This window comes from Pantoea sp. RCC30.1 (assembly GCF_058148845.1).
In genome coordinates, this window is sequence record NZ_JBXUHX010000003.1 from 225359 (window position 1) to 249342 (window position 23984).

Annotated in this window: 21 protein-coding genes; 8 read left to right on the forward strand and 13 right to left on the reverse strand. The window is 55.3% G+C overall.

The window, feature by feature from the left end; all coding sequences use genetic code 11:
• Positions 1-23: 23 nt before the first annotated feature.
• The 10 genes from atpE to ravA form a co-directional block, all read right to left on the reverse strand.
• Complete coding sequence (gene atpE, locus AC2LB6_RS05090; RefSeq protein WP_003849523.1) at positions 24-263, reverse strand: F0F1 ATP synthase subunit C; 240 nt, start codon at positions 261-263, stop codon at positions 24-26.
• A gap of 105 nt (positions 264-368) precedes the next feature.
• Positions 369-1187: a F0F1 ATP synthase subunit A gene (atpB, locus tag AC2LB6_RS05095; RefSeq protein ID WP_010258863.1), complete on the reverse strand. Its 819-nt coding sequence runs from the start codon at positions 1185-1187 to the stop codon at positions 369-371.
• Between the two features lie 8 nt (positions 1188-1195).
• Entirely contained in the window at positions 1196-1576 is a 381-nt protein-coding gene (gene atpI / locus AC2LB6_RS05100) for a F0F1 ATP synthase subunit I (RefSeq protein WP_090966640.1), read from the reverse strand.
• Positions 1577-2266: 690 nt separating this feature from the next.
• Positions 2267-2884, reverse strand: coding sequence for a 16S rRNA (guanine(527)-N(7))-methyltransferase RsmG (rsmG, locus tag AC2LB6_RS05105; RefSeq protein WP_490092693.1), 618 nt, complete (start codon positions 2882-2884; stop codon positions 2267-2269).
• 47 nt (positions 2885-2931) lie between these two features.
• Positions 2932-4821: a tRNA uridine-5-carboxymethylaminomethyl(34) synthesis enzyme MnmG gene (gene mnmG, locus AC2LB6_RS05110; RefSeq protein WP_490092694.1), complete on the reverse strand. Its 1890-nt coding sequence runs from the start codon at positions 4819-4821 to the stop codon at positions 2932-2934.
• Positions 4822-5253: 432 nt separating this feature from the next.
• Positions 5254-5694, reverse strand: a complete 441-nt coding sequence (gene mioC, locus AC2LB6_RS05115) for an FMN-binding protein MioC (protein ID WP_283546693.1) — start codon at positions 5692-5694, stop codon at positions 5254-5256.
• A 154-nt stretch (positions 5695-5848) separates the two neighbouring features.
• Positions 5849-6310 (reverse strand): transcriptional regulator AsnC, encoded by a 462-nt coding sequence (gene asnC, locus AC2LB6_RS05120; protein ID WP_003849496.1) that lies wholly within the window; start codon positions 6308-6310, stop codon positions 5849-5851.
• A 103-nt stretch (positions 6311-6413) separates the two neighbouring features.
• Positions 6414-8552, reverse strand: a complete 2139-nt coding sequence (gene ovoA, locus AC2LB6_RS05125; protein WP_490092695.1) for a 5-histidylcysteine sulfoxide synthase — start codon at positions 8550-8552, stop codon at positions 6414-6416.
• 71 nt (positions 8553-8623) lie between these two features.
• Positions 8624-10084 (reverse strand): ATPase RavA stimulator ViaA, encoded by a 1461-nt coding sequence (gene viaA, locus AC2LB6_RS05130; RefSeq protein WP_490092696.1) that lies wholly within the window; start codon positions 10082-10084, stop codon positions 8624-8626.
• Positions 10081-11577, reverse strand: a complete 1497-nt coding sequence (ravA, locus tag AC2LB6_RS05135) for an ATPase RavA (RefSeq protein WP_490092697.1) — start codon at positions 11575-11577, stop codon at positions 10081-10083. Before ravA ends, viaA begins: the two co-directional genes overlap by 4 nt.
• A 291-nt stretch (positions 11578-11868) precedes the next feature.
• On the opposite strand from ravA, the gene kup reads away from it, so the two are divergent.
• Positions 11869-13737: a low affinity potassium transporter Kup gene (gene kup / locus AC2LB6_RS05140; RefSeq protein WP_136197172.1), complete on the forward strand. Its 1869-nt coding sequence runs from the start codon at positions 11869-11871 to the stop codon at positions 13735-13737.
• A gap of 15 nt (positions 13738-13752) precedes the next feature.
• Here the strand turns inward: kup and qseC are convergent, their stop codons facing one another.
• Together qseC and qseB are read right to left on the reverse strand one after the other, a co-directional pair.
• Positions 13753-15108 carry a quorum sensing histidine kinase QseC gene (gene qseC / locus AC2LB6_RS05145; protein ID WP_490092698.1) on the reverse strand — a complete coding sequence of 452 codons (1356 nt, stop codon included), beginning with the start codon at positions 15106-15108 and terminating at the stop codon, positions 13753-13755.
• Positions 15096-15767, reverse strand: a complete 672-nt coding sequence (gene qseB, locus AC2LB6_RS05150; RefSeq protein WP_490092699.1) for a quorum sensing response regulator transcription factor QseB — start codon at positions 15765-15767, stop codon at positions 15096-15098. Before qseB ends, qseC begins: the two co-directional genes overlap by 13 nt.
• A 162-nt stretch (positions 15768-15929) precedes the next feature.
• On the opposite strand from qseB, the gene AC2LB6_RS05155 reads away from it, so the two are divergent.
• The 7 genes from AC2LB6_RS05155 to rbsR all read left to right on the forward strand — a co-directional run bounded on the left by AC2LB6_RS05155 (position 15930) and on the right by rbsR (position 22313).
• Positions 15930-16337, forward strand: coding sequence for a YgiW/YdeI family stress tolerance OB fold protein (locus AC2LB6_RS05155; RefSeq protein ID WP_490092700.1), 408 nt, complete (start codon positions 15930-15932; stop codon positions 16335-16337).
• 182 nt (positions 16338-16519) lie between these two features.
• The gene (gene rbsD, locus AC2LB6_RS05160) at positions 16520-16939 is read left to right on the forward strand and encodes a D-ribose pyranase (RefSeq protein ID WP_003849483.1); all 420 of its coding nucleotides are present in this window, start codon (positions 16520-16522) and stop codon (positions 16937-16939) included.
• A 7-nt stretch (positions 16940-16946) separates the two neighbouring features.
• Positions 16947-18455 carry a ribose ABC transporter ATP-binding protein RbsA gene (rbsA, locus tag AC2LB6_RS05165; RefSeq protein WP_003849481.1) on the forward strand — a complete coding sequence of 503 codons (1509 nt, stop codon included), beginning with the start codon at positions 16947-16949 and terminating at the stop codon, positions 18453-18455.
• The gene (rbsC, locus tag AC2LB6_RS05170; protein WP_013359547.1) at positions 18452-19423 is read left to right on the forward strand and encodes a ribose ABC transporter permease; all 972 of its coding nucleotides are present in this window, start codon (positions 18452-18454) and stop codon (positions 19421-19423) included. The genes rbsA and rbsC overlap by 4 nt, the downstream gene beginning before the upstream one ends.
• 25 nt (positions 19424-19448) lie before the next feature.
• Complete coding sequence (gene rbsB / locus AC2LB6_RS05175; protein ID WP_033784335.1) at positions 19449-20324, forward strand: ribose ABC transporter substrate-binding protein RbsB; 876 nt, start codon at positions 19449-19451, stop codon at positions 20322-20324.
• Between the two features lie 62 nt (positions 20325-20386).
• Positions 20387-21316: a ribokinase gene (rbsK, locus tag AC2LB6_RS05180; RefSeq protein WP_490092701.1), complete on the forward strand. Its 930-nt coding sequence runs from the start codon at positions 20387-20389 to the stop codon at positions 21314-21316.
• Positions 21317-21329: 13 nt separating this feature from the next.
• On the forward strand, positions 21330-22313 hold the full coding sequence (rbsR, locus tag AC2LB6_RS05185) for a ribose operon transcriptional repressor RbsR (protein ID WP_490092702.1): 984 nt from the start codon (positions 21330-21332) through the stop codon (positions 22311-22313).
• Here rbsR and mdtD read toward each other — a convergent pair.
• Positions 22310-23710, reverse strand: a complete 1401-nt coding sequence (gene mdtD / locus AC2LB6_RS05190; RefSeq protein ID WP_490092703.1) for a multidrug transporter subunit MdtD — start codon at positions 23708-23710, stop codon at positions 22310-22312. The genes rbsR and mdtD overlap by 4 nt on opposite strands.
• Positions 23711-23984: the final 274 nt, after the last annotated feature.

The window sequence follows — 23984 nt, forward strand, 5'->3', positions numbered from 1 at the left end:
GTGCGCTGAGTGAACACAGGGCTTTAGGCGACAGCAAACATCACGTACAGACCCAGACCAACAGCGATCATCGGGATTGCATCCACCAGACCCATTACAACAAAGAACTGCGTGCGCAGCAGAGGAATCAGGTCAGGCTGACGAGCAGCGCCTTCCAGGAATTTTCCTCCGAGGATGCCGATACCGATCGCAGCACCGATTGCCGCCAGGCCCATCATCACAGCGGCAGCCATGTACAGCAGATCCATATTCAGGTTTTCCATGACAGTCTCCAGTTTGTTTCAGTTAAATGCTCCCTTCATCTGCCGGGCTTCAGCGGTGTGCGCTGTAACCCGGAATCAAGAGGGAAAGTAGTGTTGAGAAAAAAATCAATGCTCTTCAGATGCCATCGACAGATAGACGATCGTGAGGACCATGAAAATGAAAGCCTGTAGCGAAATGATCAGGATGTGGAAAATGGCCCACGGCACATTCAGCACCCACTGCGACCACCACGGCAACAGACCGGCAATAAGGATAAAGATCAGTTCACCCGCATACATGTTACCGAACAGTCGTAAACCCAGTGATACAGGCTTAGACAGCAGGCTCACACCTTCCAGAATCAGGTTGATCGGGATGAAGATCGGGTGGTTAAAAGGCTGCAGCGTCAGCTCTTTCGTGAAGCCGCCAATGCCTTTCATTTTGATGCTGTAGAACAGAATCAAAATAAATACGCCCAACGCCATAGATAGCGTGATGTTCACGTCTGCAGATGGTACGACGCGCAGCGCCGGTAACCCCAACACGTGCTCACCAATATATGGCAGCAAGTCGATTGGCAGCAGATCCATGAAGTTCATCAGGAAGACCCAGACAAAGATTGTCAGAGCCAGCGGGGCGATAAGTTTGCTCTTACCGTGATACATGTCGCGAACGTTACTATCGACAAAACCGACAACCAATTCGATAGCCGCCTGCATTTTCCCTGGCACACCGCTGGTGGCAGACTTCGCCACGCTACGGAACAACACCAGGAAGATAATCCCCAGCACCATAGAGAAAAACATGGAATCGATATTTAATACCCAGAACGTCGCGGGAGCGTCGTGCGGATTCACTATCTCGAAGGTACGCAGGTCCAACTGAAGATGAGTCAGGTGGTGACCGATGTACTCTTGCGGAGTAGAGATTTCTCCTGCAGCCATGATGCCTCTTACCCTTTGTTGTTAATTACCGCCGGTGCCAGCATTTGAACCACCAGCACCGATAACCAGGTTATTCCGACCGGCCAGAAGACCGCCCTGAACAGACCCAACGCCACAATGAGCAAAATGATGGTCGCAAACACTTTGGCAATTTCACCTAAAGCGAAGCTCCACGCGACTCGCCCCGAAGCGGGGGGTTGCCCCTGCAGGCGCCAGGCTAAAAACAAAAACAATACGTTTGGCAGCCAGGCTGCCGCTCCGCCAGCAAGAGCAGAGACACCCCAGGTGACATCTTTAACAGCAAAGAGTGCGCCGATGATGACTATTGTCACCAGCTGAATCATCAGCACCGTTCTGGCGAATTTTACACTGTAAAGAGACACTGACATGACGCTGATACTCTCCTGCCCCGTTAGGGGTATGTCGCGTGTCGTATAAGACTGCCTTTGCGCAGTTGAGTCAAGCAGCAAAAGCCGTGCAAATTATACGGGCCGCACCTGCGATTTCAATCGGTAAGTAGCGAAAAGGTGAACAATTATTTAAATTTCTTTCCGGAGGGCTATTTTTCCAAACATTACCCTGCAGAGATTCTCGCTAATCTGACTGAAAATTCACTCGCATCTTGCTTTTAAAGCGTGCTTTAGATCACATAATAAGCACTCACACTACACTGAGTTTTATCTGTCACCTATTTAAGAACATTCTGTAAATCGGATTAAACGTTTAAAATCAGAGTCTTGTAATTATAATATTGCGCATGCAAGTCTATTTTGACGGAAAACACGCTATTGACATCGAACTGTGCCTGAGAATCATAAAATTGATATTACGCACGCAAAGTTATTACCACGATATATTTTCCGGCGTGACTACTTTTATTCCGCGACCCGCCTATACAAGTGATATTTCTGATAACTAAATGTGAATTAATCGTTAAATGTAACAGAGCTTTTCGGATAATTTCCGTCTCCGTTTTTAACCTCTGGTCAGCCGGGGCTTAATCAAAATCTTTTATTGATAGCGCATCATCTGCACTTTTTTCATCAAAACCCTGATCAAGACCCCTGGTAACTGAAGGCCTACTGGTGACCAATGATGACCAGATGACGGTCGCCTTCCAGCTGCGGCACCTGCAGTTTTATCACCGCGTCAGAGACATAGCCGGCCGGTAATTCAGCGATTTCATCATCCGGACGGATACCTTTAAGCGCGAAGAAGCGCCCTTCTCTTCCAGGCAGATGATGACACCAGTTCACCATGTCGGTCAGCGAGGCAAATGCACGACTGATTACGCCATCAAATGGCGACTCAGCCCTGAACGCCTCAACCCGGCTCTGCACCGGAGTGATGTTAGTGAGTCCTAACTCATGCTGAACCTGACGCAGGAAGCGCACCCGCTTGCCCAGACTGTCGAGCAGCGTAAAGTGCGCATCGGGCATCACGATAGCCAGCGGAATCCCCGGCAACCCTGGTCCGGTTCCGACATCAATAAAACGTGAGCCTTTCAGATGCGGTGCCACCACGATGCTGTCGAGGATATGGCGAACCAGCATCTGCTGCGGATCGCGCACGGATGTCAGATTGTAGGCTTTGTTCCACTTATCCAGCAGGCCGACATAGGCAACCAGCTGCTGTTTTTGTTGATCGGAGAGGGAAATACCGGCTGCTTTTAGCAGCGACGTGAGTGTGTTGATCACAGCATAAGTCCATTCAGCGGGGGCGAGTCACCTCGCCCCGTTTCAGATCAGGCGCTTTTGCGCAGCAGACCCTGTTTTTTCAGGTAGATAAGCAGAATTGAGATGGCCGCCGGGGTAATGCCGGAAATACGTGTTGCCTGACCAATCGACGACGGCTTGTGATCGTTCAGCTTGGCGATTACCTCATTCGACAGCCCGTTTACCTGGCGGTAGTCAAGCTCCACCGGTAACAGCGTGTTCTCATTACGCAGCTGGCGATCGATCTCTTCCTGCTGACGCGCGATATATCCTTCATATTTGACCTGAATCTCAACCTGCTCAGCGGCCTGCTCATCAGCCAGAGCCGGACCAAAGGCATCCAGCGTCATCAGCTTCAGATAAGTCAGCTCCGGACGGCGCAGCAGATCTTCACCGCTCGCTTCTTTGCTCAGCGGCGCGCTGAGTACGGTGTTCACTTCTGCCACGTGCTCTGACTTCGGATGAACCCAGATATCGCGCAGGCGCTGACGCTCCTGTTCAATCGCTTCCAGTTTCTGATTGAAACGCGCCCAGCGCGCATCATCCACCAGACCCAGCTCACGACCGGTTTCGGTCAGACGCAGATCGGCGTTGTCTTCACGCAGCATCAGACGGTATTCAGCACGGGAGGTAAACATCCGGTACGGCTCTTTGGTGCCGAGTGTACAGAGATCATCAACCAGCACGCCGAGATAAGCCTGGTCACGACGCGGTGCCCAGCCCTCTTTGTCGGCTGACTGACGTGCCGCATTCAGACCAGCCAGCATCCCCTGCGCAGCCGCTTCTTCGTAGCCAGTTGTGCCGTTGATCTGTCCGGCAAAGAACAGGCCGTGAATAAATTTACTCTCCAGCGTCGGTTTGAGATCGCGCGGATCGAAGAAGTCATACTCGATGGCATAACCCGGACGGACGATCTTCGCATTCTCCATGCCCTGCATCGAGCGGACGATCTGAATCTGCACGTCAAACGGCAAACTGGTCGAAATACCGTTCGGGTAGATCTCATTACTGGTCAGCCCTTCCGGCTCCAGGAAGATCTGATGCGAGTTACGATCGGCAAAGCGCATGACTTTGTCTTCGATCGACGGGCAGTAGCGTGGGCCGATCCCTTCAATGATCCCGGCGTACATCGGGCTGCGATCCAGGTTATTGCGGATCACGTCATGCGTTTTCTCATTGGTATGAGTGATCCAGCACGGCACCTGCTGCGGATGCTGAGAGGCATTGCCCATAAACGAGAACACCGGCATTGGGTTATCGCCGTGCTGCGGGCTGAGTACTGAGAAATCGATAGTGCGCGCATCGATACGCGGTGGCGTACCGGTCTTGAGGCGGTTTACCCGCAGCGGCAGTGCACGCAGTCGTTTAGCTAGCGGAATGGACGGGGGATCGCCAGCGCGACCGCCACTGTAATTATCCAGACCGATATGAATTTTACCGTCAAGGAACGTACCGACGGTGAGCACGACGGTTTTCGCGCGGAACTTCAGACCCATCTGAGTGACAGCACCCACGACACGATCGTTTTCCACGATAAGATCATCAACCGCTTGCTGGAAGATCATAAGATTCGGCTGGTTCTCAAGTGCCGTACGCACCGCCTGCCGATAGAGCACGCGATCCGCCTGAGCACGGGTGGCTCGCACTGCCGGACCTTTGCTGGCGTTTAGTATCCTAAACTGGATACCTGCCTGGTCAATCGCACTGGCCATCAGACCACCCAGGGCATCCACTTCCTTCACCAAATGTCCTTTGCCAATACCACCAATCGCCGGATTACAGGACATTTGTCCAAGCGTATCAATGTTATGGGTGAGTAACAGGGTTTGCTGACCCATTCGGGCTGCCGCCATTGCGGCTTCGGTGCCCGCATGACCACCACCAATTACGATGACGTCAAAAGGATCCTGATAAAACATGAAGTGGTACCTCGGTTGATGAACTTGCAGGATCGTCGTCCTGGGGCGTGGATTCTACTCAAATTCCGTCTGGGGTGAAAGCCGCGGGATCGTCCGGTTTTAAAAGAAAGGATCTTAGATCTGTATATGATCTTTCTGTTAGATCTCTTATTAGGATCCCGCTTTTCTGTGGATATGTGCCAGAAACAGAGCATAAACAACAGTATGAAGAGGATCACTACCTGTTAGTGATCGGTGATCCTGATCCGTATAAGCTGGGATCAAAATGGCACGTTATCCACAGGTCAAAAATCATTCTACGGTTGTTCTTTGGATAACTACCGGTTATACGCAGTAAAAGAGGGTAGTTATCCACAAAACAAACGAGCGGAAAAGGATAAAATCAGCATCTTCCACTGGGGATCGTCACTATTTCGCGATCCCCAGCGCCATTCAGATCGCCTTTTTCCAGCTTTCCAGCCAGGCTTCAGCCGGATCTTCAGGGATCTCATGCTCCAGCACGTCAATCTCCAGGCGATCGCCGATTTGACGGGCACCCTGAGCAATTAACAGCGCTTCAATCTGGCGGATCGCGCCACAAAAGAGATCATATTCATGATTGCCGAGTCCAATCGCACCAAACCGGACCTGAGAGAGATCGGGCTGGCTTTCCGTGATAGCTTCGAACAGCGGCAGCAGATTGTCGGGAATATCCCCTGCACCGTGGGTTGAGCAGACCACCAGCCAGATCCCTTCAAGCGGCACCTCATCCAGCTCCGGACCATGCAGCATCTGGGTTGAGAAGCCCGCTTCCTGTAATTTTTCTTCGAGATGTTCAGCCACATACTCTGCGCTACCCAGAGTACTGCCACTGATTAAGGTAATATCGGCCATCTTGCTCTCCCGGACATTAAGGCGAGCATTGTACGCTGTGATCAAGCGGTGATCCACCTGTGGACAACAGGGTTAATAGATCTAAAGAAGCGAATGCAGCCGTTGTTAGCCGCCACATTCGTCAGGGATAAAATTATGCACAAGGCGGGAAGGATCAGGGCTTGATGGTTCGCATGATCGGGTTTTGCAGCGAGATCAGGGTTTCTGTTGACTGGATTTCATCAATGGTCTGGATCTTGTTGATCAGCACCTGTTGCAGGGCATCGATTGACCGGCACATGACTTTAATAAAGATGCTGTAGTGGCCGGTGGTGTACCAGGCCTCAACCACTTCATCCAGCGCATCAAGTTTGCTCAGCGCCGCCGGATAATCACGTGCACTCTTGAGGATAATGCCGATAAAACAGCAGACATCAAACCCCAGCTGGCGCGGATCGATATCAACCCGGGTGCCCAGGATAATGCCCGCCTGCTTCATCTTTTCCACACGCACATGAATGGTGCCGGGGCTGACATTAAACTGTTTTGCCAGCTCGGCGTAAGCGGTGCGCGCGTTATCCAGCAGAGCATTCAGAATGCCCCGATCCAGGTTATCGAGCTGCAGATGTTCGGCCATGGCCATCCTCGTTATTGGTCTGCTTGAGTAAACAAAGGTGAATGTGCAGCAAAATAACGGTTCAGGCAACTACCGGCAGCGACGGGCGCCGCTGCCGGTTCACTTAGCGTTTGCGCCAGACGGTGACCTGCGCCAGCGTGTGCTGGAACTTGCGGGCCGTTTCACGGATGACAAACGGTTTATCCTGCGGTTCATCGACCAGGTCGAAGTCAGCCGCCAGCAGACGTTGCAGTGCCTGCAGCGTCGTCAGTGCCTCACCATTTTCACGCACGCCGCCCAGCCAGTTCTCCTTCGGTGTGAAATCTTCCAGCCAGGTATAAGGGGATGAGAGCAGCAGAATACCGCCCTGACGCAGCATCGGCGTGACGTCACGCAGGAAGCGCGCGGGCTGGCGCAGGCGATCGATCAGGTTGGAGGCGAGCACCAGATCGTAACGGCCAGGTTGCGGCTTGAGGTTACAGGCGTCGCCCTGAACAAACTGAATCCGCTGCGCCAGCTCGTTCTCCAGCGCGAAATCTTTCAGGCGAACCTGACGATACTCCACCAGATCGCCTTCCTGAGGCAGCAGATAACGGAAGTCTTCGCCGCTGGCCAGCTGCAGCGCCACATCGATGAAGCGCGCCGAGTAGTCCATCCCGGTGACGCGTTCGAAGTGGCGAGCCAGTTCAAAACTGGCGCGCCCGGTGGCACAGCCGATATCCAGGGCATCGCCACGCGCCGTGGTGTAGTTCAGTGCCAGCTTCACCAGGCTTTCGGCATAGTTATCTACGCCGAAATAGCGCGGGCCATACTGGAAGTCGAGGTATTGCGACACCATCGCGTCTGATTCATACGGGTTCGGCGCCATCGTCTCCTGATGGCTGGAAACCACGTAGCGGAAACCAGCATGCTGGAAGAAGTGGCGGCGGAACGCATAGCGTGCAGATTTCAGCGCTTCGTTGCCGGTCGAGATCCAGCTGCCGCCTTTGATCAGCGAATGTTTGCCATCAAAGGTCGGAGTGGAGAAATCATCGTACAGTGGGTGAACCCTGAAGCCTTCAAAGCCATTGGTCGGCGTAGTCGTCCACTGCCAGACGTTACCGACGATATCGAAGAACTCGCCCTGGGCGAAGAGATCGACCGGCGATGAGGAAGCCCAGTACGCCAGGTTGATGTTGCCCGGCGCCCGCTCCCAATCCGGCTGATCGCCCGCGACCTGTTCGCGTAGCTGAGCCCACTCCGCTTCACAGGGGAGCTGAACGCTCATGCCGGTCTGATTCGCCTTCCAGCGGCAGAAGGCCGCCGCTTCCAGCTGATTGACCTCGGCTGGCCAGTCCCACGGCATCGCGACTTCTTCACACATCAGACGGAGTTTAAGCTGATCGGGCATCGCAGGCGTGCCGACCCAGAAGGCAGGCATCTCTGCTTTGGCAAACTGACACCAGCCCCAGCCTTCGTCATCCCACCAGCGGGCATCCTGATAACCGCCTGCCTCAACGAACGCCAGAAATTCCGCATTGCTGACCAGCATTTTGCTCGCATGGAACGGCTGCAGCTTAACCTGCTGGCGGCCATATTCGACATCCCAGCCGTAGGTGTCGTCGGTTTTACCCAGCGTAATGGTGCCGCCAGGCATCGGCAGCAGAGTGTTGGCAGGAACAGCCTCGCGCTGGTGGCGCGCCATCGGGCAGACCGGCCACGCGGCCTGCGGTCTGACCCACTCAACCGGTAACTGGCGGATCAGCACGCTGGAGGTTTCGAGATGAATACGCTCATGCTCAATACCCATCAGGATCACCCAGGCCGGGCTCTCCCAGCTGATCGGCAGAGTAAGCGGAATGGTCTGGATCAGATCGCTGACCAGTGCTTTAACGCGTCCGCGGTATGCACGGACTTCTTCGATAGTGGGCCAGTCGTAGTGACTGTCGTTGAGATCATCCCAGCTCATCTCATCCACACCAATCGCCATCATCGCTTCGATGCGATCGTCCAGACGCGCGTCGATAAGGCGTCCGGCCATCAGCTTATTAATATAGAAGGTGGCAGTATGGCCAAAATAGAAGATTAACGGATGGCGCAGCGGAATGGCTTTAGTAAACCAGGCCTTTGAATCGGTCAGACAGGTGAACAGACTTTCATACTGTTCCCAGGTCTGATTGAAGTAGGCCAGCAATTCGGCACGTTTTTGTTCAATATTCTGGCCGGAGAGCAGTAGCGTTTGCGTCGGCGCAGGCAAATCGCGATGAGGTTGAGCAAGCGTCACAGGAAGCTCCAGATTGCTGAGTAAGTGAAACGGTAATTTACTATAGCAAAGAAGCTTTTCTGTCAGATGACTTAACGGCGCCAGTGGCGCAGCAGGCGGCTTTTCATACCGGTATCGAAGCGCCAGATATGGTCGAAGATGCGCAGAATACCTGGTTTCCCGTGGGCCGACATCGCCACGGCATGAAAACGTTGCTGATTATGTCGCTGACGCTTTTTAATCGCCCCGATCACCTCTTCAGGCAGACGCTGGGCAATAAAATCGGAGACGATCACCGCATCGGCTTCCTGCCACAGTGCGCCTTCCATTCGGGTGACAACAGAGGAGAGACAGGCAGCCAGATCGGTGCCGCCGCGAAAACGCTGACTGAGAAAGCGAATCGCCTGTTCCAGCCCGTCATCACCGGTCAGCTCATAGCCAATCACCTCATGGGCAAAGAGCATGATGTAGCAGCGACGACGATCGGCCAGCGCGACCTTCAGCAGGGCCAGACAAAACGCTTTGGCACATCGCTCATTGAAGCCACCCATCGAACCGGAGGTATCAACGCAGACGATAAATGGCCCGCGTGGCTGCTCTTCATGCTGCTGGTGGCTGGCCGGACGCATCGTCACCTTTTCATGCCAGGCATCGCCCTGTAGCTTGTAGGTCAGCAGCCGTTTTTCTACCAGCCGCCGGTAAAATTCCAGCTCCAGTTCGCTGATGCTCAGCGCGGCTAACTCCGGCGGCAGCAGACGCAGCACGTCATCGCTCTGATGAATGCCGCTGACCTCTTCCGGCACGGACGCAGGCTCCTGCACCAGATGGTGAAAAGCTTCCATTGGAGCATCCTGCGACGGCACCGACTTTGCCTCGCGGCTGCGACCTAACTGCTGAGCCAGTTTCAGCAGCTCCGGTTGCTGCGCCAGAAAGTCGCCATATTGCAGCATCAGCTGATAGTCGCCAGGCTGCAGCGATGCTTTGCTCATGTCCCACAGACGGCCAGCAGCGGCTTCGTCATCGTCGCCGAGAATCGGTGCCAGCTGTCCGCTCAGCGCCATGCGCTGCTGTAGTTCCGCCAGCAGGCGTTCGCGCTGCTGCTCCAGCAACTGCTGATTCAGCGTCAGGGTCTGTAAGGTCAGGCTCAGCCGCCAGCGCTGCAAAAAAAGCTGGTGCTGCGCGCTGCTGAGATGGCTTATATCGGTGTGTTGCAGCAGCCGGTTAGCTTCATCAAGAAAGGGGGATGGCAGGCTTTCAAGTGCCTGAAGTGTGGCATTCAGCTGGTGGCTGAATTCACGATCGCTGAGAAGTTGTACCCGCTGAAACAGCTGAAACTCTTCGGCCAGCGTGGCCGGAACCGGTGTGGCTTTGAGGTCGGCATTGATCTCTGCTCGCCAGCGCGGCACATCGCGCAGCAGCGCTTTTTTCAGTCCGGGAAATTTTTCAAAAAATAGCGCTAGCTGTGGCGACGCCAGCAGGGCAATAATCAGCTCTTCAATCAGTTCGGTTTCACCCACTGAAAGCAGCGTGCTGAGCGTCTCCACTGAGATCATTTACGCGCCTGTTTCAGCTGTTCCGCTACATCCTGCAGGCTGGTTTCAACCCGCGCCAGCCAGTCATCACTGATGAACAGGCAGCGCTGATGCTGACTGAACTGGTGACGCTGCGACCGCAGTTCACTCTCCAGTGCATCCAGCGCTTCGGTGATCTCACCCGGCAGCGGCTCGCTGCTGCTGACGCCAGGCAGGGTCAGGCGCGACGATTGCAGGCTGACATCACGGATTGCCAGACAGTGCTGCGCATCTACCTGTAAATCCAGACTCTGCGCAAAGCCAATACCATTCAGCTTGCCGCGCACTTCGCCGCCTTTCTGCAACCACTGATTCAGTGAATCACGCGCAATCACCAGGTGACTCACCTGCATTTCATGCAGCATCAGCGGCTTTTGCAGCATCAGCGTCACTTGCTCATCGGTAAAGCTCTCAGGCAAATCGTAATGGGGTTTGCGGCTGAACATGCCGCTGTGTTTTTCCAGGGTGATCGCCTGCGCGATGCTCTGCTGCTGTTGCAGGGTCATGCGACGCGCTTTGATCTGCTGCAGTTTCAGCAGCATCGGCTGTTGCTGCCAGGCGTGTTGCGTCATCAGCTGATCGATCTCACGCTCCAGCAGCTGCATGGACGCGACGTCATGCCAGAGACAATCTTTCAGCAGGATCAGGTCAATCGGCGCAATCACGTTGCGCCCGCTGTAAAAGGCGCTGGCCTGCAGCAGATGAATCGCTTTTTTCCAGCGACGATCGGAAATGTAAGGCGCGGCGGGCTGGCTCTCCAGCTGCTGACGCAGCTGATAAATCAGCTCAAACACCGCATCGGGCAGGCTGACCTGGCTGATGCCGAGCTGCCACTGTGCATACTCCTCATCACTGATGCGCAGGGATTCCGCGACCGGATTGGTGTGCTCATCCTGCTGGTGGGTCAGCATGCTGCGAAAGTTCTGCTTCTCATGCACATTATCCAGCCACAGGCGGATCAGCATCCGGTCATAAAGCGCTTCAAGGCCGCTCTCCGCTTCCGGCAGTTCATTGGAGGCGGTGACCAGCAATCGCATCGGGATGGTCTCTTCGCTATCGCCATTGCGGAAGCGGCGTTCGTTGATGGCGGTCAGCAGGGTATTCAGAATCGCCGGGCCGGCTTTCCAGATCTCATCCAGAAAAACAATCTCCGCGTCAGGCAGATACCCTTTGGTCAGACGCTGATAGCGCCCTTCATCCTTCAGAGCCTGGATGGATAGCGGACCAAACACCTCTTCCGGGGTTGAGAAACGGGTCATCAGATATTCAAAAGCGCGGGCATGCTGAAAGGCATATTTGAGGCGGCGGGCAATCAGGCTCTTGGCGATGCCGGGCGGTCCCAGCAGGAACACGCTTTCACCACTCAGCGCAGCCAGCAGGCAAAGACGAATGGCATGATGCCGCTCATACAATCCTTTTTCTAACGCATTGCTAAGGCGAGAAATTCTTTCTGCCAAAAGATGGGGTTGAGCCATAATCACTTCAATGTCCTTACGATCGTCGGGCCGCCGCGCTTAAGCAAGCGCTTTACTCTATAGAGCATCATGCGTGAAAGCGTTGATAGCTGTCAGCTTTTTTGTTTCAGAAGGTTTGCCTGATTTAAAAGCGACGCTAAATAACGCTTTATCGCCAGAAACGACCCGGTTACCCTGGCAGACAGGCGAAGCGGGTATAGGAATTTTCGGTAAACCGTGCATACTGTGCGCTTTTTGATGGCCTGAGCGAGGGGTTTTCGCGCCTCTTAGACTCCAACAAAAGATAACTCTATGAGCTCGGATAATAAGCAGTCACTTCGCGGATTAACGCTGGCCGCTATTGGTGTTGTTTACGGGGATATCGGCACCAGTCCGCTGTATACCCTGCGTGAATGTCTTTCCGGACAGTTTGGCTTCGGCGTTGAGCGGGAAGCGGTATTTGGCTTTCTGTCGCTGATTTTCTGGCTGCTGGTGCTGGTGGTCTCACTGAAGTACATCAGTTATGTGATGCGCGCAGACAACGCCGGTGAAGGCGGAATATTGACACTGATGTCGCTGGCAGGCCGCCATACCGGTGCGCGTGCCACAGCGGTGCTGGTGATCATGGGCCTGATTGGCGGCAGCTTCTTCTATGGGGAAGTGGTGATCACGCCGGCCATTTCGGTGATGTCAGCCATTGAAGGCCTGGAGATTGCCGCGCCGTCGCTGGATCCCTTTATTGTGCCGATGTCGATTGCGGTGCTGACGCTGCTGTTTGCGATTCAGAAACATGGCACCGGCATGGTGGGCAAACTTTTCGCGCCGGTGATGCTGGTCTGGTTCCTGGTGCTGGCGATCCTTGGGGTCAACGGCATCATGAAAAATCCGGAAGTGCTGCATGCGCTGAATCCCGCCTATGCGGTCGAATTCTTCCTGCACTATAAATCTGTCTCATTCTTCGCGCTTGGCGCGGTGGTGCTGGCGATTACCGGGGTTGAAGCGCTTTATGCCGATATGGGTCACTTCGGTAAAGTGCCGATTCGGCTGGCCTGGTTCTCAGTAGTGCTGCCATCGCTGGTGCTGAACTACTTTGGTCAGGGCGCGCTGTTACTCAGCGATCCCAAAGCGATTAAAAACCCCTTCTTCCTGCTGGCGCCGGACTGGGCGCTGATCCCGATGCTGATTCTGGCGACCCTGGCCACGGTTATCGCTTCGCAGGCAGTGATCTCTGGCGTCTTCTCGCTGACGCGTCAGGCGGTGCGACTGGGCTATCTGCCGGGGATGCGTATCATCCACACCTCTGAGCGCGAATCGGGCCAGATTTATATTCCGGTGATTAACTGGGTGCTCTACTTCGCGGTGCTGATTGTGATTATCAGCTTTGAACATTCAAGTAATCTGGCTGCGGCCTACGGTATTGCGGTCACCGGCACTATGGTGCTGACGGCGATGCTCTCATGCACCGTGGCGGTTAAAAACTGGCACTGGAACAAGCTGGCGGTGGCCGTCATTCTGGTACTGATGCTCTGCATCGACGTGCCGCTGTTTACCGCCAACCTGGTGAAAATCTTCTCTGGTGGCTGGTTGCCGCTCTGTCTCGGCCTGGTGATGTTTATCATTATGACGACATGGAAAAGCGAACGTTTCCGCCTGCTGCGCCGTATGCACGAACATGGAAATTCCCTGGAGGCGATGATCGCCTCACTGGAGAAATCGCCGCCGGTTCGCGTGCCGGGCACGGCGGTTTATATGTCGCGTGCGCTGAATGTGATTCCGTTTGCCATGCTGCATAATCTAAAGCACAACAAAGTGTTGCATGAGCGGGTCGTGCTGCTGACGCTGCGGACTGAAGATGCGCCATACGTGCACAACGTGCGTCGCGTCACCATTGAGCAGCTGTCGCCAACTTTCTGGCGCGTGGTGGCGAGCTACGGCTGGCGTGAAACGCCAAACGTCGAGGAGATTTTCCACCGCTGCGGGCTGGAGGGGCTCAACTGCCGCATGATGGAGACGTCGTTCTTCATGTCGCATGAGTCGCTGATCATCGGCAAACGGCCGTGGTATCTGCGCCTGCGCGGTAAACTCTTCCTGGCGCTGCAGCGCAATGCACTCCGCGCGCCAGACCAGTTTGAGATCCCGCCAAACCGGGTTATTGAGCTGGGTACCCAGGTCGAGATTTGATCTGCAGCGTCCGCCTTACGGGGCGGGCGCTGACCAGTGCAGCGTGACGCATAATCCGCCGCCGGGTCGCTGACTGAAGGTGACCTGCATCCCGTGCAGCTGGGCAATGTTGCGGACTATTGATAATCCCAGCCCGCTACCGCTCTTCTCCTGACCTGGCGGTCGCCAGAAACGCTCACCGAGCCGTTGCAGATCCTCTGTACTGAGTCCCTCGCCGTTATCTTCCACCGCCAGGCTATTTGCCTGCAACCGCACATCAACGTCACTGCCCGCAGGCGTATAGCGGATAGCGTTATCCAGTAGATTTCGCACCAGCAGTGACAGTAACAACGGATGCCCCTGAATCTGCGGATCGGCCTCCGCGTGCAGTCGCAGCGTGACACCGGTTTTATCCGCCAGCGGCAGCTGCGCGGCGAGCGTCTCCTGCACCGTGCGTTTCAGCGCCACCGGTTCGAAGGCGCTGCGCGCATCATCGGCTTCAACTCGCGAGAGCGTCAGCAGCTGATCCACCAGCCGCGTTGCGCGGACAATGCCGGCATCCAGCTGCTGCAGCGCATGGGTTCGCATCACTTCGTCATCCGCGGTCAGCTGAATCACTTCGCTTTGCACCTGCAGCGCGGCCAGCGGACTACGCAGTTCATGCGCGGCATCGGAGGTAAAGCGCCGTTCACGCTGCATCATGGCGCTGATGCGACTAAACAGGCCATTTAGCGCGACCATCAGCGGTTGCACCTCTTTCGGCACGCGGTCTGCCTGCAGCGACGTATCGTCATCGGGCGCGCGTTGCGCCAGCTGCTGTGCCAGCGTCTTTAGCGGTCGCAGTTCAGACCAGACCAGACCGATCAGCAGCAGCAACATAAAGGGCAGCGCGATCAGCCAGGGCAGCACGCTGGCTTTCATCACATCCCGCGTCATGTCGTCACGGTATTCCGACTCCTGACCCACTACCACCCGGAACCGTTTATCGGGTGTGGTCAGCCAGACAAACCGCCAGCGATCGTCATCATTGGTGAGCTGACCCTCATGAAATCCCTGATACTCCGCCTCAAACGGCAGATAGCGGCCATTATCGCCATCATTCATCACTTGTCTTCCGTCACGCGTGAAGACAGCAAAGGCCAGCGCATCATCATCCTGTTCGCCGCGATGGTGGTGCAGTATCTCTTTGGTTCTGGGCAGCGTGGTGTTGTCCAGCGAGGAGAAATCCAGCGTCAGCAGACGCTTGGCTAGCAGCATCTGCTGGGTATCAAAAAGCTCATCAAGGGTTTCACGCGTCTGATGCCAGGCACTCAGGCTGGCACTGGCCCAGCAGAGGCCGAGCAGCAGGACAAAACCGATGCCCAGCCGAAGAAACAGGCTCATTGATCGCATTCGGCGGCCCCCAGGGTATAACCGACACCGTGCAGCGTGCGGATAAACGCGCTGCCCAGCTTTTTACGCAGATGATGGATATGCACTTCCACCGCATTGCTGGAGACATCGGCGTCCCAGCTGTAGAGCTTCTCTTCCAGCTGGCTACGCGTCAGCACCCGGCCCGGGTTTCGCATAAAGAGTTCCAGCAGCGCCAGTTCACGGCTTTTCAACTCAATCGTCTCACCCTCGCGCATCACACTGTGGCTGCCGGGGATCAGCACCACGTTACCGTGGCGCAGTTCCGGCTGCAGCTGGCCGTGACGGCGGCGGATCAGCGCCTGTAAGCGAGCGGCCACTTCGGTTAAGGCAAAGGGCTTACACAGATAGTCATCGGCTCCCATCTGCAGGCCTTCGACCCGCTGATCGAGCGCATCGCGAGCGGTCAGTATCAGCACCGGCACATCGTTGCCCTGCTGTCGCCACTGCCGCAGGATATCGAGTCCATCCCGCTCTGGCAGAGAGAGATCCAGAATTACTGCATCCCAGGGCGCGGCCTCCAGCGCGTTAAAGCCCGACTCACCAGATGTAAACCAGTCAACGCTGAAACCCAGTTTGCTCAGCCCCGCTTTGATACCGTCGCCAATTAAGCGATCGTCTTCAATCAGTAAAATACGCATCACGTCTCCCTGTTCCGATAGCGCTTTATACGAAGCAACTTCCTCACTGTACAGCTGATTTCGGCGAAATTAGCTTATTTTTAACGCTTAAGAAGCTGTTAAGAACTCTATGGTCAAATGGGCATATTCAAACCGAAAACACTACCTAGAAAGGGGTACACCATGAAAAAGCACGCTGCAATTCTGGCCGTCGTTATGCTGGCTTCCACCCCGGTTTTCGCTGCGCAGCAGGGCGGATTTGTTGATCCCAGCGCGCCAGCCACACAGACGCAGTCAGCAACCGGCCAGGGCGGCTTCAGTGCCGATCACACCAGTGTGATGACCGTGAAGCAGGCTGAAGAGATGAAAGATGACAGCTGGATCACCGTGCGCGGCAAGCTGGAGAAACAGATCGGCAAGGAAGATTATCTGTTCCGCGACCAGACCGGCACCATGAACGTCGAAATTGACCATAAGCACTGGAACGGCCAGACTATCACGCCCAAAGATAACGTTGAGCTGACGGGTGAACTGGATAAAGATTTCAACAGCATTGAGATGGACGTTAAGCAGGTTAAAAAACTGCCTTAATCTTTTCCTTCAGGGCTGCATTCGCGGCCCTTTTTTCTGCCCATTCCCCGCCTTAATGCAAATTCCCCCCCTCGTGAGCGAAACGTTTCGATGACGATCACAGATTTCTGTTTTGCCCGTTGAGTTGATGGCGGCTTTTCATACACTCCACGCAGCGAAACGTTTCGCTGTGGAGTGTAAAGATGAAAAAAGGTCGCTTGTTAAACGCTGAACTCTCTCATGTGATTGCCCGCCTGGGACACACGGATACGCTGACGATTGCCGATGCAGGCTTGCCCATTCCGGCAGGGCCGCAGCGTATCGACTTAGCGCTCACGCCGGGTACGCCCGATTTTATGCAGGTGGTTAATGCTGTCGCACTGGAGATGCAGGTAGAGAGCGCCCTGATCGCGGAAGAGATTAAGCAGCATAATCCGCAACTTCATAGTGCGCTTGTCGCCGTGCTCGAAGCCTTGCAACAGCACCAGGGGAATATCATCACCATCAGCTACACCAGTCATGAACAATTCAAACAACAAACGCAGCGTAGTCAGGCGGTCATTCGCAGCGGAGAGTGTTCTCCGTTTGCCAATGTCATCCTCAGCGCCGGTGTGACCTTCTGAGGCCGCTATGCAACCTTTACTGCAACTCGACGGCATTGAAAAATCCTTTCCGGGCGTGAAAGCTCTCAAGGGTGCGTCGCTGAATGTCCGGGCAGGACGCGTGATGGCGCTGGTGGGCGAGAACGGCGCAGGCAAGTCCACCATGATGAAAGTGCTGACCGGGATCTACCAATATGATGCCGGTACGCTGCGCTGGCTCGGCAAAGAGACCCGCTTCAGTGGACCGAAAGCGTCTCAGGAAGCGGGCATTGGCATCATCCATCAGGAACTGAACCTGATCCCTCAGTTAACCGTGGCGGAGAATATTTTCCTCGGTCGCGAATATGTCGGTCGTTTTGGCCGTATTCAGTGGCCGCGTATGTATGCCGAAGCGGATGCACTGCTTAAACGTCTTAATCTGCGCTTCAACAGCCACAAGCTGGTGGGGGATTTGTCGATTGGCGATCAGCAGATGGTCGAAATCGCCAAAGTCCTGAGTTTTGAGTCGCAGGTCATCATCATGGATGAACCGACTGATGCATTGACCGATACCGAAACGCTGTCGCTGTTCCGGGTCATCAACGAGCTGAAAGCACAGGGCTGTGGCATCGTCTATATCTCGCATCGCATGAAAGAGATCTTTGAGATCTGCGATGACGTCACGGTGTTCCGCGACGGTCAGTTTATTGCTGAGCGTCCGGTCAGCGAGCTGACCGAAGAGAGCCTCATCGAGATGATGGTCGGACGTAAGCTGGAAGATCAATATCCTCATATCGATCAGGCGCCAGGCGATGTGCGGCTGAAAGTGGAGAACGTCAGCGGACCGGGCGTAGAGAACGTCAGCTTCAGCCTGCGCAAAGGTGAAATCCTCGGCGTTTCCGGCTTGATGGGCGCGGGTCGTACCGAACTGATGAAGGTGCTGTACGGCGCATTGCCGCGTCGCGAAGGCAACTTGTGGCTCAATGGCCGGGAAGTCGTGACGCGTTCTCCGCAGGATGGGCTGGCTAATGGCATCGTCTATATCTCCGAAGATCGTAAGCGCGATGGCCTGGTATTGGGCATGTCAGTGAAAGAGAACATGTCGCTGACGGCCTTGCGCTATTTCAGTCATGGCAGCGGCACGCTGAAACACGCAGCAGAGCAGTTGGCGGTGGGCGATTTTATCCGTCTGTTCAACGTTAAAACGCCTTCCATGGAGCAGCCGATTGGCCTGCTTTCAGGCGGCAACCAGCAGAAAGTGGCGATTGCCCGCGGTCTGATGACCCGGCCCAACGTGCTGATTCTGGACGAACCGACACGCGGTGTGGATGTCGGTGCGAAGAAAGAGATCTACCAACTGATTAACCAGTTTAAAGCCGAAGGGCTGAGCATCATCCTGGTCTCCTCGGAAATGCCGGAAGTGCTGGGCATGAGCGATCGGATTCTGGTGATGCATGAAGGCCGTATCAGCGGCGAATTTACCCGAGAAGAAGCCACTCAGGAAAGCCTGATGGCAGCCGCCGTAGGCAAGCAACACAGCGAGGATTTAGTGGTATGACGACCCAAACTTTACCGGCCAGCCGTCGCTGGTTTAGCAAAAGCTGGCTTCTGGAACAGAAGTCGCTGATTGCGCTGATGGTGCTGATCGCCGTGGTGGCCAGCCAGAGCCCGAACTTCTTTACCGTGGCGAACCTCTTCAACATTCTGCAGCAGACCTCGGTTAACGCCATTATGGCGGTCGGGATGACGCTGGTGATCCTGACCTCCGGTATCGACCTTTCTGTGGGCTCGCTACTGGCTCTGACGGGCGCGGTGGGTGCATCGCTGGTGGGCATGGAAGTCAATGCCCTGGTCGCAGTGGCGGCTTCGCTGGCGCTCGGAGCGGCAATTGGTGCCCTGACCGGCACCATTGTGGCGCGCGGTAAGGTTCAGGCCTTTATCGCCACGCTGGTCATGATGCTGCTGCTGCGCGGTGTGACCATGGTCTATACCGACGGCAGCCCGATTAACACCGGGTTCAGTGCCAATGCCGATCTGCTGGGCTGGTTTGGTATCGGTCGCCCGCTGGGTATTCCTGCGCCGGTCTGGCTGATGGCGCTGGTCTTTATCGCCGCCTGGTACATGCTGCAACACACCCGCCTGGGCCGCTATATCTATGCGCTTGGCGGTAATGAAGCGGCAACGCGTCTCTCCGGCATTAATGTGAATCGCGTCAAGATCATCGTCTATTCACTGAGTGGCATGCTGGCAGCGCTGGCGGGCACCATTGAAGTGGCGCGTCTCTCTTCGGCACAGCCGACAGCGGGCACCGGCTATGAACTGGATGCGATTGCTGCGGTCGTGCTGGGCGGAACCAGCCTGGCAGGCGGTAAAGGCCGTATTTTCGGCACCCTGATTGGTGCGCTGATCCTCGGCTTCCTGAACAACGGCCTGAACCTGATGGGCGTCTCTTCGTACTACCAGATGATCGTTAAAGCGGTAGTCATCCTGCTGGCGGTGCTGGTGGATAATAAAAGCAGTAAATAACTCTGACCTTACACAGGATAACAAGATGAAAAAGTTAACCGCACTGGCCATGATCCTCGGCGCAACGCTCAGTACCAGCGCTATGGCAAAAGATACCATTGCGCTGGTGGTTTCAACCCTGAACAACCCGTTCTTTGTTTCCCTGAAAGAGGGTGCACAGAAAGAAGCCGATAAGCTGGGCTACAACCTGGTCGTGCTGGATTCACAGAACAACCCGGCTAAAGAGCTGGCGAACGTGCAGGATCTGACTGTTCGCGGCACTAAGCTGCTGCTGATCAACCCGACTGACTCTGATGCCGTGGGTAACGCAGTGAAGATGGCTAACCAGGCGAACATTCCGGTTATCACCCTGGATCGCGTTGCTGCACAGGGCACCGTGGTGAGCCACGTCGCCTCTGATAACCGTTTCGGCGGTAAAATGGCCGGTGACTTCATCGCTAAAAAAGTCGGCGAAAACGCCAAAATTATTGAGTTGCAGGGCATTGCTGGTACCTCTGCTGCCCGTGAACGTGGTGAAGGCTTCAAACAGGCCGCTGATGCGCATAAATTCCAGATCCTCGCCAGCCAGCCTGCTGACTTTGACCGTACTAAAGGACTGAACGTCATGCAGAACCTGCTGCAGGCGCATCCGGATGTTCAGGCGGTATTCGCGCAGAACGACGAAATGGCACTGGGTGCTCTGCGTGCACTGCAGACCGCCGGAAAAACCGGTGTGATCGTGGTTGGTTTTGACGGCACTGCTGATGGCGTTAAAGCCGTAGAAGCTGGCAAACTGTCTGCGACCGTGGCACAGATGCCAGAAAAAATTGGCATGATCGGCGTGGATACCGCTGATAAAGTGCTGAAGGGTGAAAAAGTGAAGGCGATCAACCCGGTCGACCTGAAGCTGGTCACTCAATAACTCAAAGAAAAGCAGGGCACCGCGCCACCCTCCCGGTGGCGCACTTATTCCGGACTCCCCTAATGAGCAAAAACGCAAAACTGGCCGTTCTTGGCAGCATTAACGCTGACCACATCCTTAATCTGGCGCACTTCCCTCGTCCCGGTGAAACGGTGATCGGGCAGAATTATCAGATTGCGTTTGGCGGTAAAGGTGCGAATCAGGCGGTAGCCGCTGGTCGTGCTGGTGCCGATATCGCATTTATCGCCTGTGTAGGCGCTGACGACATTGGCGAACGTATTCGTGAGCAGCTCACACAGGACAATATTGATACCTCGCCGGTCGAGGTTGTCGAGGGTGAGTCGACCGGTGTGGCGATGATTTTCGTCAACGGTGACGGTGAGAACAACATCGGCATCTACTCCGGTGCAAACGCGGCGTTAACACCCGATTGCGTAACGCGTCATCAGCAGGTTATCGCCGATGCCGATGCACTATTAATGCAGCTGGAATCGCCGCTGGAAAGCGTGCTGGCCGCCGCGACCTTCGCCCGACAGCATCAGACGCAGGTTATTCTCAATCCGGCACCCGCTACCCGTCTCTCAGATGAGTTGCTGGCGCTGATCGACATTATTACGCCGAATGAGACCGAAGCCGAGAGTCTGACCGGCATTGCGGTCAACAACGATGAAGATGCGGCTCGCGCTGCGGAAGTGCTGCATGCCAAAGGCATCGGCACGGTACTGATTACCCTCGGTCGCCGCGGTGTCTGGCTGAGCGAGCAGGGGGAAGGTCAGCGCATTGCGGGCTTCAGCGTTAAAGCTATCGACACCATCGCGGCCGGTGACACCTTTAACGGTGCTTTTATTACCGCGCGACTGGAGCAGAAGCCAATGTACGACGCGGTGCGATTTGCTCATGCCGCCGCCGCTATTGCCGTTACCCGCTCGGGTGCGCAGCCCTCCGTGCCGTGGCGCGCGGAGATCGATGATTTTTTGCAGCAGCAGGGCTAAGCATTTGAGCACCATGAAAGATGTCGCTCGCCTGGCGGGCGTCTCTACCTCCACTGTCTCGCACGTGATCAATAACAATCGCTTTGTCAGTGAAGGCGTACGGGAAAAAGTTGAGCAGGCCATCCGCCACCTTAACTACGCCCCTTCTGCGCTGGCGCGCAGTCTGAAAATCAATCAGACGCACACCATCGGTATGTTGCTGACCACCAGTAGTAACCCCTTTTATGCTGAAGTGGTGCGGGGTGTGGAGGAGAGCTGCTATCAGCGTGGCTATAGCCTGATTCTCTGTAACACGGCGGGTGATGAGGAGCGGATGAACCGCAGCCTGGAGACGCTGATGCAGAAGCGCGTCGATGGTTTGCTGATCATGTGTACTGAAAGTCACCTGCCCTCGGCAGATATTCTGAACCGTTATCCTTCTATACCTGCGGTGATGATGGACTGGGCGCCCTTTGAAGGCCGGGGTGACATCATTCAGGATAACGCGCTGCTGGGCGGAGAGCTGGCGACGCAGCACCTTATCGACAGCGGTTACACCCGCATCGCCTGTATCGCCGGTCCGCAGGATAAAACCCCGGCACGTATGCGCCTCGAAGGTTATCGCAACGCCATGACAAAGAGTGGCCTGGCTATTCTGCCAGGCTATGTGGTGAATGGTGACTTTGAATTTCAGGGAGGCTACAACGGGATGGTCGAGTTGCTGGCGCTGGAAACGCCGCCGGAAGCCGTATTCACCAGTAACGATGCTATGGCGGTCGGCGTTTATCACGCTCTCTATCAGGCCGGTATGCGGGTTCCGCAGCAGATGGCGGTCATGGGATATGACGATATCGAACTGGCGCGTTATCTCACTCCACCACTAAGTACCATCCATCAGCCGAAAGATGCGCTGGGTGAACTGGCGATAGATACCTTAATTCATCGTCTCAGCGATCCCGGCGCCAGCCAGCAAACGCTTGTGCTGACGCCGGAACTGGTGGTGCGGGGTTCGGTTTAGCGCTTCTTCTTCTTGTCGCGATTACTGATCAGATTACGACCATCCCCGTTTTTCAGCAGCATAAAGGTCAGCGCCGAAAGCACGGTAACGACACCCATGGTCAGAAACGTGGCATGGAACTGTGAAATGGTGCTGGTTTCAAACTCCTGATAGAAGCGCAGCACTGCAGCGCTGACGGCCACACCAAAACTGATTGCTAACTGCTGTGTCACGGCCAGCACGCTGTTACCCCCGCTGGCGTTATCATCATCCAGGTCGGCCAGAGTAATGGTGTTCATAGCGGTGAACTGTGTAGACATCGCCATGCCGAGAATAAACAGCGGAAGCAACAGTACAAAGATGCTTTCCGCGGGTGACTGCAAAGAGAAGCTGGCGATCAGAATGCCAATAATGGCGGTAATGCCGACCAGCAGACGGCGATAGCCCAGCCAGCGCAGCAGTTGTGTCACCGTCGACTTCGCCAGTATCGAACCAAGGGCGGTTGGCGCCATCATGCAGCCTGCGATAATTGCGGAAAAGCCAAACCCGACCTGCAACATGAGCGGCATTAAAAAGGGCACACAACCGGTGCCGAGACGAGAGGCAATGTTGCCGACGATGCCGACTGAGAAGGTCCGGGTTTTAAACATCGGCAGATTGATCAGCGGTGAAGGGTGATTTCGGGCATGCACTATATAGAGGAGTAAAAGCACGATCCCGCTGAGTAATATCCCGCCGGCCAGCCAGGCAGAAACAATCCGCTCACCGAACAGCTCAATCCCAATCGAGATCATCACCAGTCCAGCCCCGAATAATATGAAGCCGAAAAAGTCGAAGCGGCGCTTGGGTGTGGTGAAGTCCGGCATATATTTGCGTGCGTAGATAATGCCGAGAATGCCAATCGGGATATTAATCAGGAAGATCCAGTGCCAGGTGGCGTAGGTGACCAGCACGCCGCCCAGCATCGGTCCCAGTATCGGGCCAACTAATCCCGGCATGGTGACGAAGTTGAGTACCGGCAGCAGTTCACTGCGCGGATAGGCACGTAACAGTGCCAGTCGCGCGACCGGCATCATCATTGCGCCACCGACGCCCTGTACGATGCGCGACATGACCAACACCGACAGCGTCGGTGACAGTGCACAAGCCAGCGAACCGAGGGTAAACAGCAAAACCGCAATAATAAACACCTTGCGCGTGCCGAAGCGATCGGCGAGCCAGCCGCTGACCGGAATCAACATAGCGACAGTCAGGGTGTAACTGATGACGGCAGATTGCATGGCCAGGGGAGAACGGTCGAGGCTGGTGGCGATAGCGGGCAGGGCAGTATTCAGTATGGTGGCGTCGAGTGACTGCATGAAAAAGGCCATAGCAGCTATCCATGGCAAACCAGCCATGCTGCGTGCGGATTTTATCATCGAGTGTCCTTCCTGGGGTTATCCTGCGAGAAGAAGCAAAATAATAGCACCCGCAATCGGCAACGGCAGGTCTCTTTACAACGTTTAGTTGCCACTTTTGTGCGTTATTCGGCCATGAAACGTCTCTTTTTAAGCCGTTCGTTTAAAAAAGATGCGCTCAGTAAATTAATTCGAAGAAACACTTGTCAGCCTGAGGAAACTCCCTATAATGCGCCTCCATCGACACGGAACACCGGCAACGGGAAACGGGTTGAGAGGCACAGGAGACTGAGCC

Coding starts and splice junctions, on each gene's coding strand:
- atpE (WP_003849523.1), bottom strand. CDS start 263: ATGGAAAACCTGAATATGGATCTGCTGTACATGGCTGCCGCTGTGATG.
- atpB (WP_010258863.1), bottom strand. CDS start 1,187: ATGGCTGCAGGAGAAATCTCTACTCCGCAAGAGTACATCGGTCACCAC.
- atpI (WP_090966640.1), bottom strand. CDS start 1,576: ATGTCAGTGTCTCTTTACAGTGTAAAATTCGCCAGAACGGTGCTGATG.
- mnmG (WP_490092694.1), bottom strand. CDS start 4,821: ATGTTTTATCAGGATCCTTTTGACGTCATCGTAATTGGTGGTGGTCAT.
- mioC (WP_283546693.1), bottom strand. CDS start 5,694: ATGGCCGATATTACCTTAATCAGTGGCAGTACTCTGGGTAGCGCAGAG.
- asnC (WP_003849496.1), bottom strand. CDS start 6,310: ATGGCCGAACATCTGCAGCTCGATAACCTGGATCGGGGCATTCTGAAT.
- viaA (WP_490092696.1), bottom strand. CDS start 10,084: ATGATCTCAGTGGAGACGCTCAGCACGCTGCTTTCAGTGGGTGAAACC.
- ravA (WP_490092697.1), bottom strand. CDS start 11,577: ATGGCTCAACCCCATCTTTTGGCAGAAAGAATTTCTCGCCTTAGCAAT.
- kup (WP_136197172.1), top strand. CDS start 11,869: ATGAGCTCGGATAATAAGCAGTCACTTCGCGGATTAACGCTGGCCGCT.
- qseC (WP_490092698.1), bottom strand. CDS start 15,108: ATGCGATCAATGAGCCTGTTTCTTCGGCTGGGCATCGGTTTTGTCCTG.
- qseB (WP_490092699.1), bottom strand. CDS start 15,767: ATGCGTATTTTACTGATTGAAGACGATCGCTTAATTGGCGACGGTATC.
- AC2LB6_RS05155 (WP_490092700.1), top strand. CDS start 15,930: ATGAAAAAGCACGCTGCAATTCTGGCCGTCGTTATGCTGGCTTCCACC.
- rbsD (WP_003849483.1), top strand. CDS start 16,520: ATGAAAAAAGGTCGCTTGTTAAACGCTGAACTCTCTCATGTGATTGCC.
- rbsA (WP_003849481.1), top strand. CDS start 16,947: ATGCAACCTTTACTGCAACTCGACGGCATTGAAAAATCCTTTCCGGGC.
- rbsC (WP_013359547.1), top strand. CDS start 18,452: ATGACGACCCAAACTTTACCGGCCAGCCGTCGCTGGTTTAGCAAAAGC.
- rbsB (WP_033784335.1), top strand. CDS start 19,449: ATGAAAAAGTTAACCGCACTGGCCATGATCCTCGGCGCAACGCTCAGT.
- rbsK (WP_490092701.1), top strand. CDS start 20,387: ATGAGCAAAAACGCAAAACTGGCCGTTCTTGGCAGCATTAACGCTGAC.
- rbsR (WP_490092702.1), top strand. CDS start 21,330: ATGAAAGATGTCGCTCGCCTGGCGGGCGTCTCTACCTCCACTGTCTCG.
- mdtD (WP_490092703.1), bottom strand. CDS start 23,710: ATGATAAAATCCGCACGCAGCATGGCTGGTTTGCCATGGATAGCTGCT.